Origin of the sequence: Pseudomonas sp. F1_0610 (assembly GCF_047470865.1) — a bacterium.
Taxonomy (GTDB): domain Bacteria; phylum Pseudomonadota; class Gammaproteobacteria; order Pseudomonadales; family Pseudomonadaceae; genus JAZDRH01.
Genome location: NZ_JAZDRH010000005.1, coordinates 22,879 through 35,516 on the forward strand (window position 1 = coordinate 22,879; position 12,638 = coordinate 35,516).

Below are 12,638 nucleotides of genomic sequence, written 5' to 3' on the forward strand. Positions count from 1 at the left end.
CATGTCAGAGCAAGTAGAAGTAGAAGAGCTTGCTGTACTGTTCCCTGATGCGAGCATTCGCATTGGGGAGCAAGACGTTAGTGTTAAAGAACTGCGTTTTGGTCAGCAAATTAAATTTAACAGTCAGCTAGCTGCTTTAGCAGATGATTTGTCGCAAATTAACGGTCTATATGAAGGTAATGCGGACAGTATTAACGCCATGCTGGATGTGATTGCCCAGCATTTTGATGCCATTCAACCCGTAATTTTAGCCAGCTGTGAGCAATCCATCGACTTTGATCAGCTCACGGGTGATGAAGGTGAAGCGCTACTACTGACATGGTGGTCAGTGAATAAGAATTTTTTCGTCCGCCGCCTTGTGCGTCCAAAAATGATCAAGGCAGCATTGGCTGGGGACGCATCTTTGCCACTCTCATCAGACACGGACATCTCAGAGCCGAACTCAGCGACTACACAGCAAGACAACTAACGCTTTACTTTGAACAAGCCATCAAAGCCGATAACCGTCAGCAAGCCCGTGATCTATTAGCAGTAAATTTGGGCTTTGCAGGCGGCAAAGATGCAACCCAAGCCTTAAAGCAACTGAGTGAATAACATGGCAGATAACACTAATTTAAAACTGGCACTGCGCATTCAAGCAGACATGAAAGAAGCCATTGATGCCTTTGATTCAGTGGCCAATGGGCTTAATGATGTGAATGCGCAAAGCCAAGCATTAGGCCGTAGTAGTTCAGAGTTATCGGGCGCGTTATCAAACGTGGGTGAAACCGCTGAGCAGCAAAAAGACCGTATTGCACAAATGGTCCGTGCCAGCCTTGAGCAAGCGCAGGCTACCCAAGCCATGCGTGAGCAAACCCAAGGCTTAAGTCAAACGCAACAGCAAGCGGTTAAGCATTGGCAAGCTACTTATGATGCGCAAAATGCAGCGATGCGCTCTTATGCTGAACAAGAACAAGCGGAACGCAAGCAAATTCAACTCAAAGAACAAGCAGCGGCAGCTGCTGCAAAATTGGCAGAAGAAAGCGAAAGCCAACGAGCATCATTGGTTCGCTTGCTAGAAAGTATTGATCCAACGGAGCGCGCTTTAAATCAGTTAGATATTCAGCAAGATCAACTCAATCAGCACTTCAAGGCTGGGCGTATTGATGCTGAGGCTTATGCAGTAGCTTTGGCTAAAATAGACAGTAAGCGCACTCATACAGTTAATAATTCAAAAGAAAACAAAGATACTGCTGCGGCTACAGCACGTGCTGCAACAGAAGCCGACAGGCAGAGTAATGCATTAAGGCAACTGTTAGCTACGATCAATCCCACTTCTACTGGCTTGAAACGGTTATCAGAACAAGAGCAAGAGCTACGTCGGCACTTTAAAGAAGGCCGTCTAGATGTTGATAATTACAAGAATTCTTTAAGGGAGCTCAGACAACAACGTAAAGAACTAGAGGCTCAGTCTAAGGGAAGCAAGCAAAGTATTAATGCAGGTATTGGGATGCCTAGTATGATTAAAGGTCTTGCTCAAACCATTGTTGCTGCCTTTGGTGTGCGTGAAGTGGCTAAAGCAACTGAAAGTTATACAGCCATGAATAACCGCTTAGCATTAGTTACATCTAGCACTAAAGAACTTGCTAATGCACAGGATGCAGTTTATCAAATCGCACAAAATGGTAGGCAGCCCCTTAATGCAACAGCTGAGTTATATCAGCGGATAGCCACTAATGCGGACGAGTTAAAACTATCAGGTGCAGGCGTTGCTTCAGTTGTTGACATTATTAATAAAACTTTAGCTATCAGTGGAGCTTCAAGCCAAGCATCTAGCGCTGCTTTAATTCAACTAGGGCAAGCCTTTGCATCAGGCACTTTGCGCGGTGAAGAACTTAACTCCGTCCTTGAGCAAGCACCTGCATTGGCTAAAACCTTAGCTGATGGCTTAGGTGTAACCGTTGGCGAACTTAGAAAACTAGGATCTGAAGGTAAGCTCTCAGCTCAAAATGTTATTCAAGCACTACAAAGTCAAGGTGATGCTGTTGATAAACAGTTCGCTAAGGTGCAGGTGACAGGCTCTCAAGCCATGACGGTTTTGGGAAATAGTTTTATTAAGTTGATTGGTGAGGTAAATGAAGCTACAGGTGCTACTAGCTCATTTAGTTCAATGTTGGTTGGTTTGGCAGAATGGATTGACACTGGAAGTCTTAGTGATGGCTTGATTGAGTCTTTTTCAATTTGGTCGGGTGTTTTTGACGCTATGAGCAAGGACATTCAATCATTGGAACTTGATATTATAGGATTAGCTGAAAGTGGCTCATCTACTGGTAACTTTATTGCTAATGCATTCAAGGAAATGCCAGCCAACTTACGTGCATTTATTAAAATATCTGTAGTTGAGATTCTTAGTTTATTTGATAAAGCTATTGCTTATGCAGTCTGGGCTGGGCAGCGTATAAAATCCGTATTTACAGATACCTCAGCAGAGTCAATTGATAAGCTTTTAGACGAAAAGTTAGCTGAACTGAATAGTATTCGAGATGAATCACTCAGCGATATTCTTGCTGAGCGAGAGGCGATTGTTAATGGTGGTAAAGCTAGTTTAGAACGTTTTCAAAAAGAGCGTGAGGAGCGCATAAAGTTACGTGCTGAACGTGAAAAAGATATAGTTCAGTTACGTAATGCAGCTAAAGCAACTCCTTTAAATTTAAAAGCTGGTGTAACAGACAAGCAAGTAAAAGCACAAGAAAGTTATGTCAAAGGTTTAGAGCGTCAGGCAGCAATTCTAAATAAAACAGCCGCTGAAGTACGTGCTTATGAGCTTGCAGAGAAAAAACTGTCAGGCGCTATGCTAACGCGCGCGCAGTCTGCACTGGCGACTATTGCTGCTGACGAGCAAAAGAAACAAGCTGATGCCAACGCCAAAGCCGTTACCGAATTACAAGCGCAACTGTTAAAAGCTTCAGGCAAGAATACTGAAGCGGCAATGGTTGAAAGTGCTGCACGTTTTGCACAGATGCAACGCGAGATGATCAAGAACGGCAACAGCGCTGGCGTTGATTTAGTCAAGCAGCTGATTCCATTGGACGCAGTACGCATTCAGTTGGACGGTTTGCAAAGCGAAGTCGACAAAGCCCTAAGCGCCCAACAACGCGGCGAGCAAAGTATTGATGCGCAAGTTAACGCTGGGCTTATCACGCAAATTGAAGGCCGCAAACGTCTTGCCGAACTACACCAACAAACCGCCAGCATTGTTGAACGCTACATGCCACAGCTGCGCGAAATGGCGAACTTACCTGGGGCGTTGGGCGAACAAGCGCGTATTACATTAGAGACGTTAGAAGCCCAGTTAATTCAGTTAAAAACTACGTCAAATGAACTGCAAAACGCGCTTCGCAATGGATTACAAAACGGTATTTCTGAATCACTTGCGGGTTTAGCTAAAGGCACAATGGATTTGCGCGATGCAATCCGCTCATTGCTTGAAGCGGTACTTGATTCCATGGTGCAAATGGCAGCACAAGGGTTAGCCGAAACTGCTACCAGTGGCATTATGAGTTTGTTTAGTAAAGGCGATGCAGGAAGTGCTCAAGGCTTAGCTATTACAACAGCATCCACTCAGGGCGCCACAGCCATGGGTACCGCTATTTCTTCAGCATCAATGACAGGTGCTCAAGCGTTTGCAGCGGCTATTACATCCGCTAGTGCCGCAAATGGGGCAAGCAGTGCTATGAGTACGGCAGGTGGCATGGCAAGTTCGGGTGGTGGTTTTTGGGCATCACTAGCAGGTTCATTCTCTTCATCAGCCGCCTTTGCTGAAGGCGGTCATGTACGTGGCGCGGGCACCGATAAGTCAGACTCTATTCCAGCTTGGTTATCAAACAATGAGTTTGTGACAAGAGCTTCGGTAGTAAAACAGCCTGGCGCGCTCGCTTTTCTCAGTGATTTTAACGCTAGAGGAATGCGCGCTTTACTTGATTGGACAAGGCGCGTTAAGCATTCCACAGGCGGCTTAGCAGGTATTCCAGCACCTGCATTTGCAGCACCTAAACTAGGTGCTGCGGATGTAGCTACACCGAGCGCCAATGCAACGCTACACAACCAACAAAGCTTTTATTTGGTGGATGACCCAGACCGCGTAATGAGCGCCGCATGGGGCAAAGGTAGCGAAGAAAAGCTGATTGTAGCGCTCAGTAAAGACCCAGCAAAGTTTAGATCCATTCTCGGGGTTAATTAGTCTTTAACCTCGTTTAACGAGGTATTAAAGATGCCGCATCAAATCGGGCATGTTGACAATAGCAACGGCAACCTAGCTCACTACAACATGCTAGCCACGATTAAAGACTTTGCCAGCACCAATGGCTGGCAAGTACTGCGTTATGACGACAGCGCCGAAAACCGCGAGCTGATTTTAAAAGGTGTAGGTTTTAGTGGCGAAGAAGAAATCTTTGTCGGTTTTCGTACTTATCAAAACGCTAATGCCGACTTTTATAACCTCGTCGCGGCAGTATTTACAGGCTATGTACCTAGCAATACTTTTGACCGTCAACCAGGTGCTTATTTATCTGGCGTTCCTGCACATAACCGTCGCATTGACTACTGGCTAACGCTAAACCCACAACGCATTGTGTTGGCAATGAAAGTTGGTACGCCCGTTTATGAAACCTGCTATGTCGGCAAAATGCTGCCTTATGCACGACCGTCGCAGTATCCGTATCCTGTGGTTTGTGCGGGGATGTTGAATGGCACACCGAGTACCCGCTTTAGTGATACTTCAACAAACCACGGTTTTGGCTTTAAAGGTAATAGCCAGCGCTTGGCGCTACGCACAAATGACCAGTGGCGCAATGTGTATTGTTATCCGTGGGGGAATGCTGCGCTTGCGGGGTCAACTCAGTTACGTGATACGGATGGCCTCTACCCATTAATTCCCATTGAACTGCACGACAATACAGCTAATTTGTGGGGTGCATTGGATGGTATCTTCTATATCTCAGGTTTTAATAATGCTGTTGAAAACACAATGGATGTCGATGGGCGGCACTATGTTGTTATGCAAGATGTTAGCCGTACAAGTTTTACTGATTACGTAGCGTTAAGGATGGATTTATAATGGCTTACATCAAAAGCACAGCTAACAGCATTGTAGCTATTCAGACCCTGCTGGTTGATGCTTGCCAAGAGCAAGGATGGATTTGGGATAGCGTACAAAATCAACTATCAAAAAACACTATGCAGCTTCAGTTAAACATACTTGCAGATAACTTACGTATACGAGCAAAGCATAAGAATGAGGGTAACTACAGTGCTTATGTGAGAACAGGTTATGTAAACGGAAAAACTAATATTGTATTTCCTGCTGAAGTGCATTTATTCATATTTTCACAAGAAGTATATCTTGTCATTGAATATGATGTCTCACATTTTCAGTTCTTGTCCTTCGGCATATCTACATTAAATAGTGATTATCTCTGGCTAGGGGGTACATTTCCTGAAGCATCATCACAAAATAATATTTCAGTTAGTATGAGAGCCTCAATAGGCTCAAATACAGCAGTAAGCGCTCTGTTTTGGGCTATGGGTGCTCAATGGGGGGGGGGTACAAGCTTCATTTATGATGGTAGTGAGTGGCAATGGAAAGGCGGACAAATGCCTGGCTTTAAAGTACTGGAACCGATTTTAAAAATACAGCCTTCAGCATGGAATGCTGAGTCTGCACTCATTCCGATTCGCGGATATAAAAATCATTTAGAAAACAAAATTGTTTTATATGTCGATCTTGAGCATGCGCGTCATATACGTATTGATAACTACGAGCCTGGTGCCATTGTAATGCTCGGTTCCGAGAAATGGAAAATTTTACCGTGGTTTTATAAAAACATTGAAGATAGGGATGGAGTTACAGCATTAAGTACGGGGACCTTTGGTTGGGCTATTCGCTATGACGGTCCTTAGACATGGCTAAGTTAGATGCCATACATGTGTTGCCTATTCAAGGCGGTTTTACCGCCCCCCAGTTCGCAAAGGACCTATACCGTTTTGCGTTTATTGAACAGCCCTATGAGTCTATTACGCTACGTAGTCCAGGTGCGGCTAAAATTAAAAGTAATCTACCTGTGTTAGCGAATCCGCACGCGATTAAAAGCGTGCGTTTAAACGCCTATCTTGATGATTTTTACTACCGTATTCATATCACCCCACAGCGCTTAGATTTAGGGAACGTCGTCTCAACCCAAACAACTGATGTTTATGTCTGGAATGCCCACCTTACGCCTAAAACCCTGAGCAAAATTACAGGCACAGATGCAGGCTTAACCGTATCTGGGCAAGACAGCTTGCCTACTTTGTATATGCCGTTAAAAGAGCGTGTGTATCAGCTGTCTGTCACGCCCGATGGGCAGCCTGTACTCGATACAAAAGTCACTTTTGACTTTAGCGATGAATTTCCCTTTGTACATGTCACCGCTAACCGCATTATTGGCTGGACCTTTAGCCCCGACTGGAGCGGCAATATACAAGAGCGTTTTATCTGGGCAACTGACATTCTGACTAGCGAAACCATGGTAGAACAACGCCGTGCTTTACGCTTATCGCCACGGCGTGAGTTTGACGCGCAAATGATAGTGCATGGACAAGAACGCCAGTTTTTAGAAATGGCATTATTTGGCTGGGGAGCGCGTATTTGGGCATTGCCACTTTGGCATGAAGTACAGCAATTAGATCAAGCACTGGATACAGAAGTGCTGTTTATTCCTTGCCAAACTGAAGACCTTGACTTTAACGCACAAGGCCTAGCTATTCTGCGCGGTTTAACGGCTTTTAGTTATGAAACGGTAGAGATTTTAACGGTTGAAACCAACGGCTTAACACTTAAACGCCCAACCCAACAAGCTTGGCCAGCAGGAACGCAGCTTTACCCAGCGCGTAGCGCCCAGCTTAAAGAAGCGCCGCAAGCGGCACGCAAGTCAGATAACTTGCAAACACTGGCTGTGCGCTTTGAAGTCAGCGAACAAAACAACTACAGCGCAAAAATGCCCAGCGCTCAGTACCGTAACTATCCTGTGCTTGAGCAAGAGCCAAATCAAAGTGAAGACTTAACCCTAAGTTATGCACGCTTGTTAGCTACATTAGATAACGGCAGCGCCATTGCACTAAATGAAGATATCGGCGCTCGTGCATTACCTGTGCAAGGCTACAAAAAGCTACTGCATGGACGTAAACAACATGCTCAGTTTAAAGCGTTACTCTATGCGTTAAACGGCAGGCAAAAAGCGTTATGGATTCCCACGTTTAACGATGATTTAACCCTTGTCGATACAGTAACTAGTGCCAGCACTGTGTTAGATATCGCTTATATCGGCTACAGCCGCTTCGGCCAACAACGCACAGGGCGTCGTGATATCCGTATTGAACTGCACACAGGTGAAGTATTTTATCGGCGTATTGTGGCCAGCGCCGAACAAAGCACTACAGTTGAGCGTTTAGCATTAGATAGCCCGTTAGGACAACAAATAGAACCACATCAAGTACGGCGCATAAGTTGGTTAATGCTATGCCGTAGCGACAGTGACACTGCTGAAATAGAACATCTAACAGACTCAGAAGGAGTCGCGCAAACTAGCCTTATTTTTAGAGGCGTGCGTGACGATGAGTTTCAACCAAATTGAAAAATCTTTAGCTGATGCACAGCCCATACGGTTGTATGAGTTTAGGCGCGATGTACTGCGCTTTACTTATAACAGCTCAGATCGTGATATCACCCATAATAATCAAATCTTTAAAAGTTTAGTGGGTGGTATTAGCGATAGTGGTATTAAACAGACAGGTCAAGGCACAGCTGATGCTTTAAAAATTACCGCACCTGCTAGTTTAGAAGTAGCGCAGTTATACCGTGGTGCCGCGCCTTCTAGCCCTATTTTTATCACTATTTATATGCGCCATTTTGGCATCGATGATTTTGTGGTTATCTATGCAGGCGAAGTGCGCAATGTTGGTTGGCCAAAACCTGAAAGCTGCGTGATTACTTGCGCGCAACTGTCAGAACGCATGGATATGACGGGCTTACGTTTGTGCTGGGAACGTAGCTGCCCACATGCTTTATATTCAGTAGCCTGTGGCGTGAATCGTGACCATTATCGCGTGCAAAGCAGTATTCAAAATATGGATGGCGCCATGTTAGAGAATGGCGCGTTTGCAGGTTATCAAGCTGGCTATTTTACAGGTGGCTATGTGGAATGGATGCTAGCTGGCGGCAGCTATGAGCGCCGCGGCATTCAACAACACCAGCAAAGCAAACTGTTCTTATTAGGTGGCACAACAGGCTTGGCGCTAGGTGCTGAAATACGTGTTTATCCGGGTTGCAAACAAACTACCAGCGGCTGCAAGTCGTTCAATAACTTAGACAACTTTGGCGGCATCCCTCATTTGGCGGGCGAATCGCCCTACGGCCAAAATATCTTCTAGGAGCCTTTATGATTTATTACCAAATTGCGATTTTGGTGGTATCGCTCATTGTTAGCTACGCCATGCAGCCTAAGCCAAAATCCCCTAAGCCTGCCGCTATTGACGACTTCAATATGCCCAATACGGATGAAGGTACAGAGCAAAGTGTGATCTTTGGTGATTGCTGGATTAGCGGCTGGCAGGTGCTTAGTTATGGCAACTTACGCACATCAAAAATAAAAACAAAGAGTGGTAAATAATGACTGATTTTCTTGTCACTTTTGAGCACCTGCATAGCGTGCAAGGTTTAAGCGTAGGGCAAGGTTTTTGTCATCGCGGTGCGCGCCAGTTTTGTCAACGTTATCAGCTTAGTTGGGCACAAGCAGTTCAACAAGGCGGTATTTACGCCAGTCAACTAGAAGCCACTCAAGATGCCTTAGCACTACGGCTAGTGGCACATGCAAGGAAGGAACTTTATGGGCAGTAAGAAAAGTGTGGTTATTGGTTATAAATACTACATGGGCATCCATATGGGTGCGTGCCGTGGACCTGTTGACGAGCTGGTAGAAATCACCGCCGATGGAAAGCAAATCTATAAAGGCAATGCCAATCAAACGCAGACTATTTATATAGATAAGCCTGGGCTTTTTGGCGGCGAAAAAAAAGAAGGTGGCATCCAAGGTTCACTGCATTTAATGATGGGTGAAAAAACACAGCAAGCCCCTTCGGCTTTAAAAAGTATGTTAGGCGGTGATGTACCTGCTTTTCGCGGCATTGTAAGTCTGTTTTATGACGGCTTAATTGCTGCGATGAACCCTTATATAAAGCCGTGGAAAATCCGCTTGCGTCGCACCACTAAAGGCTGGGATGGTGATAATACGTGGTATGCAGGAAAAGCCACGATACCATTAAAAGATGGGCAAATTCATGCAATGAATCCTGCACATATTATTTACGAATGCTTAACCAATCGTGACTGGGGTGGTGGTATGGATAGATCACTACTCAGCGATGCGTCTTTTCGTTTAGCTGCTGATCGTCTTGCCCAAGAGGGTTTTGGTTTATGTATTCGCTGGACACGCCAAGAAGCGGTTAAATCCTTTGTGGAAACCATTGTAAACCACATAGGCGCTAGCCTTTATCAAAGCCGCTTTGACGGATTGTTCTACTTAGATTTAATTCGTGATGATTATGACGTAGATAGTTTGCCTTATTTCGATGAAGAAAACGGCTTGCTCACAATAGAAGAGGACGATAACGGTGCAAGCTCTGGCGCAGTTAACGAGCTGATCTTACGCTGGCATGATCCAATCACAGATAACGACCGTCAATGGCGCGAACGCAACCTTGCGGCTATTCATTCGGATGGGCAAGTGATCACCACATCACTGGATTATTCAGGTATCCCTACCGAAGAACTAGCAGGACGTGTTGCCAACCGAGAATTAGCCCAACGTGCGGCTAATCTTAAACGTTTCAAAGTTAAACTAGATAGGCGTGGCTGGCGAATTGAGCCAGGTAAGCCACTGCGTATTAGTAGTAAACGGCGTGGTATTAACAACCTTATTGTACGCGCAGGCCGTGTTGAGGATGGCACACTAAGCAGTGGTGAGATGACGATTACTGTGGTGCAAGATGTATTTGGCATGCCTGCTCAAAGTATATCTGAAGCACAACCGCCGCAATGGGTTGCGCCTGACCGCACCCCACAAGTTGCCTACAAACGTAAACTAATAGAGCGTAACTGGCGTGATATCGTTAGCATGACCACCGAAGCTGAGGTGAACCTTATTCCTAGTACTGCTTGCTACTTAACTAGTCTTGCTATTAAACCAACCAGCTTGCACCAAAACTATGATTTAGAAACGCGGGTTGGCGTTGGTGCATGGGAAAACAAAGACACCGCTAGCTTTGCCGAGTTATTGCGTCTATCAATTGCTATTGATGCACTAAACAACACACTGTTTGTCAGTGGTGACATGCTGGTGTTATCTGATGTAGAGGTTGGCTCGGCTGCAATCATAGGTGATGAGATTGTTCGTATTGACTATATAGATGTAGCGGCAGGTCAAATCAAAGTAGGACGTGGCTGTGTAGATACAGTACCTACTGCGCATGATGCCGGTAGCGAAATATGGTTTTACGATGACACCGTAGGTATTGATCAAACAGAATACGCACCTAGCACCACGGTACAAGCCAGAGTAATAACGCGTACCAGTGAAGCCACGCTCAATCCTGTGCTAGCGGCAATAGACAGCCTCACTATGCAGCAGCGTCAAGCTAGGCCGTACCCACCTGCTAACGTCAAGATCAATGGCGAGTATTATCCAAGCCAAGTACAAGGCTCGATTATCATTACCTGGGCACACCGTGACCGCTTGTTGCAAGCAGATCAAATGATTGACTACTACATGCAAAGCATAGGCCCAGAACCCGAAACAACTTACACCGTGCGACTACTACGCAAAGACAACAACACGCTACTAGCCAGTACTACAGCCATGGCTGCAACCACTACAACCATAGAAACAGATTATCAAGGCGAAGTGGTATTAGAGCTGTACTCAGAGCGTAACGGACTTAGATCATGGCAAAGTAATAAGATTACTTTCGCATACACGCCCAGTGAGATGTAGAGAGAATATTAAACGCAAGGACGCGTATATTTTGCAGCTCTATTGTCTTTATTGTTCTTTATGCTATGACAATAAATGCGCAAATCAACGACAAAACAACCGCCGCGCTACAATAAGCTCTTTTAATTAAGTGAGCAACCTGATAAGCCATTAATAAAATAAGATAAGATACAGACCAAATCTATTTAACAAGGAATACTTGGATGTTTTTAGTGATTGTATAACTGCCTCAATGCTTAGATTTACTGGCTGCTTGAGTTATGCATGATAGATTTTGTGCAATAAAAAAGCCCCTATGCTTTTCAACATAAGGGCTTTAAATATGGCGCAGCGGACGGGACTCGAACCCGCGACCCCCGGCGTGACAGGCCGGTATTCTAACCAACTGAACTACCGCTGCGTTACGTGGCGCGCACTATATAGCCAGCCTAGGCTACTGTCAACTTTTACACACTTTATGCCTTAGGCAAAGTAACCCCTGTTTGCCCTTGATATTTTCCATCACGATCTTTGTAGGAGGTTTCACACTCTTCATCTGACTCTAAAAATAACATCTGAGCAACGCCTTCATACGCATAAATTTTAGCAGGCAAATTAGTAGTGTTGGAGAACTCTAACGTCACGTGCCCTTCCCACTCTGGCTCTAACGGAGTGACATTAACAATAATACCACAGCGTGCATACGTACTTTTACCCAAGCAAATAGTCAGCACGTTACGCGGAATGCGAAAATACTCAACGGTTCTTGCTAGTGCAAATGAGTTAGGCGGAATAACGCAAACGGGTCCTTTGATATCAACAAAGCTTTTTTCATCGAAATTTTTAGGGTCAACTGTTGCAGAATGTATATTAGTGAATACTTTGAATTCATCCGCACAACGAACGTCATATCCATAGCTAGACACGCCGTAAGAAATGATACGTTCATCACCTTCATTACGCACTTGACGCTCAACAAAAGGCTCAATCATGCCGTGTTCTTGCGACATGCGACGAATCCACTTATCTGATTTAATACTCATAAACATTCTTTCCACGACAAGACAAATTGCTGTGCATCTTATCAAGCAGCGCTCTACTACGAAAGCAAAGCAGGTATGATTCTTTACAGAAATCTAAATAAAAAGTTGATCTATCGGGCTTTTTTTACAACTAAACCAAAATAACTATAGCACTTAGCGAAAAAACAGGTAGAGTATAGGTTTGCTGCTGCTGCATGTTGTAACGCGATTCCATAAAGGCTTGGCTGTGCTAAGAATTTAGACTCCGGTAACTCCTTGCGCTCAGTAACACCCGCAGGCTTACACCTGTTTAATTCTTATGATCAAGGAGACAGAAATGTCTAACCGTCAAACTGGCACCGTTAAATGGTTTAACGACGAAAAAGGCTTCGGCTTCATTACTCAAGAGCAAGGTGAAGATTTATTCGTTCACTTCCGCGCTATCCAATCTGAAGGATTCCGCACTCTGAAAGAAGGCCAAAAAGTAACTTTCGTTGCTACTCGCGGTCAAAAAGGCATGCAAGCAGAAGAAGTTCAAGTTGTTGCTTAACTTCTAGCCGAATGCAAAAAACCC

The 12,638-nt window shown here is 44.9% G+C and carries 11 protein-coding genes and 1 tRNA gene; 10 read left to right on the plus strand and 2 right to left on the minus strand.

The features are described from left to right. Position 1: 1 nt before the first annotated feature. The 9 genes from VQ643_RS04365 (at position 2) to VQ643_RS04405 (ending at position 11,063) form a co-directional block, all read left to right on the plus strand. Entirely contained in the window at positions 2 to 469 is a 468-nt protein-coding gene (locus VQ643_RS04365) for a DUF6631 family protein (RefSeq protein WP_414198061.1), read from the plus strand. A gap of 126 nt (positions 470 to 595) precedes the next feature. Beyond that, positions 596 to 4,219: a tape measure protein gene (locus VQ643_RS04370; RefSeq protein ID WP_414198062.1), complete on the plus strand. Its 3,624-nt coding sequence runs from the start codon at positions 596 to 598 to the stop codon at positions 4,217 to 4,219. Between the two features lie 30 nt (positions 4,220 to 4,249). After that, the gene (locus VQ643_RS04375) at positions 4,250 to 5,095 is read left to right on the plus strand and encodes a hypothetical protein (protein WP_414198063.1); all 846 of its coding nucleotides are present in this window, start codon (positions 4,250 to 4,252) and stop codon (positions 5,093 to 5,095) included. Continuing rightward, positions 5,095 to 5,937 carry a hypothetical protein gene (locus tag VQ643_RS04380; RefSeq protein WP_414198064.1) on the plus strand — a complete coding sequence of 281 codons (843 nt, stop codon included), beginning with the start codon at positions 5,095 to 5,097 and terminating at the stop codon, positions 5,935 to 5,937. The genes VQ643_RS04375 and VQ643_RS04380 overlap by 1 nt, the downstream gene beginning before the upstream one ends. 2 nt (positions 5,938 to 5,939) lie before the next feature. Further along, entirely contained in the window at positions 5,940 to 7,649 is a 1,710-nt protein-coding gene (locus tag VQ643_RS04385; RefSeq protein ID WP_414198065.1) for a hypothetical protein, read from the plus strand. Next, the gene (locus VQ643_RS04390; RefSeq protein ID WP_414198066.1) at positions 7,630 to 8,445 is read left to right on the plus strand and encodes a phage BR0599 family protein; all 816 of its coding nucleotides are present in this window, start codon (positions 7,630 to 7,632) and stop codon (positions 8,443 to 8,445) included. Before VQ643_RS04385 ends, VQ643_RS04390 begins: the two co-directional genes overlap by 20 nt. An 8-nt stretch (positions 8,446 to 8,453) precedes the next feature. Continuing rightward, the gene (locus VQ643_RS04395) at positions 8,454 to 8,684 is read left to right on the plus strand and encodes a hypothetical protein (protein ID WP_414198067.1); all 231 of its coding nucleotides are present in this window, start codon (positions 8,454 to 8,456) and stop codon (positions 8,682 to 8,684) included. Continuing rightward, on the plus strand, positions 8,684 to 8,911 hold the full coding sequence (locus tag VQ643_RS04400) for a hypothetical protein (RefSeq protein WP_414198068.1): 228 nt from the start codon (positions 8,684 to 8,686) through the stop codon (positions 8,909 to 8,911). The genes VQ643_RS04395 and VQ643_RS04400 overlap by 1 nt, the downstream gene beginning before the upstream one ends. Further along, a complete protein-coding gene (locus VQ643_RS04405) occupies positions 8,901 to 11,063 on the plus strand; it encodes a phage tail protein (RefSeq protein ID WP_414198069.1) in 2,163 nt (720 codons plus the stop codon). The genes VQ643_RS04400 and VQ643_RS04405 overlap by 11 nt, the downstream gene beginning before the upstream one ends. A gap of 323 nt (positions 11,064 to 11,386) precedes the next feature. On the opposite strand, the gene VQ643_RS04410 is transcribed toward VQ643_RS04405, so the two are convergent. Then, positions 11,387 to 11,463: transfer RNA gene (locus VQ643_RS04410), tRNA-Asp, on the minus strand. A gap of 55 nt (positions 11,464 to 11,518) precedes the next feature. Next, complete coding sequence (gene dcd, locus VQ643_RS04415; protein WP_414198070.1) at positions 11,519 to 12,085, minus strand: dCTP deaminase; 567 nt, start codon at positions 12,083 to 12,085, stop codon at positions 11,519 to 11,521. Positions 12,086 to 12,401: 316 nt separating this feature from the next. Here dcd and VQ643_RS04420 point away from each other — a divergent pair, with 316 nt between their 5' ends. Continuing rightward, positions 12,402 to 12,614, plus strand: a complete 213-nt coding sequence (locus tag VQ643_RS04420; protein WP_414198071.1) for a cold-shock protein — start codon at positions 12,402 to 12,404, stop codon at positions 12,612 to 12,614. The last annotated feature ends 24 nt before the right edge of the window (positions 12,615 to 12,638 follow it).

What these genes read in the sequence shown, in the direction of transcription:
- VQ643_RS04380 (WP_414198064.1), top strand. Translation starts at nt 5,095, where the DNA reads ATGGCTTACATCAAAAGCACAGCTAACAGCATTGTAGCTATTCAGACC.
- VQ643_RS04390 (WP_414198066.1), top strand. Translation starts at nt 7,630, where the DNA reads ATGAGTTTCAACCAAATTGAAAAATCTTTAGCTGATGCACAGCCCATA.
- VQ643_RS04385 (WP_414198065.1), top strand. Translation starts at nt 5,940, where the DNA reads ATGGCTAAGTTAGATGCCATACATGTGTTGCCTATTCAAGGCGGTTTT.
- VQ643_RS04420 (WP_414198071.1), top strand. Translation starts at nt 12,402, where the DNA reads ATGTCTAACCGTCAAACTGGCACCGTTAAATGGTTTAACGACGAAAAA.
- dcd (WP_414198070.1), bottom strand. Translation starts at nt 12,085, where the DNA reads ATGAGTATTAAATCAGATAAGTGGATTCGTCGCATGTCGCAAGAACAC.
- VQ643_RS04370 (WP_414198062.1), top strand. Translation starts at nt 596, where the DNA reads ATGGCAGATAACACTAATTTAAAACTGGCACTGCGCATTCAAGCAGAC.
- VQ643_RS04375 (WP_414198063.1), top strand. Translation starts at nt 4,250, where the DNA reads ATGCCGCATCAAATCGGGCATGTTGACAATAGCAACGGCAACCTAGCT.
- VQ643_RS04405 (WP_414198069.1), top strand. Translation starts at nt 8,901, where the DNA reads ATGGGCAGTAAGAAAAGTGTGGTTATTGGTTATAAATACTACATGGGC.
- VQ643_RS04395 (WP_414198067.1), top strand. Translation starts at nt 8,454, where the DNA reads ATGATTTATTACCAAATTGCGATTTTGGTGGTATCGCTCATTGTTAGC.
- VQ643_RS04400 (WP_414198068.1), top strand. Translation starts at nt 8,684, where the DNA reads ATGACTGATTTTCTTGTCACTTTTGAGCACCTGCATAGCGTGCAAGGT.
- VQ643_RS04365 (WP_414198061.1), top strand. Translation starts at nt 2, where the DNA reads ATGTCAGAGCAAGTAGAAGTAGAAGAGCTTGCTGTACTGTTCCCTGAT.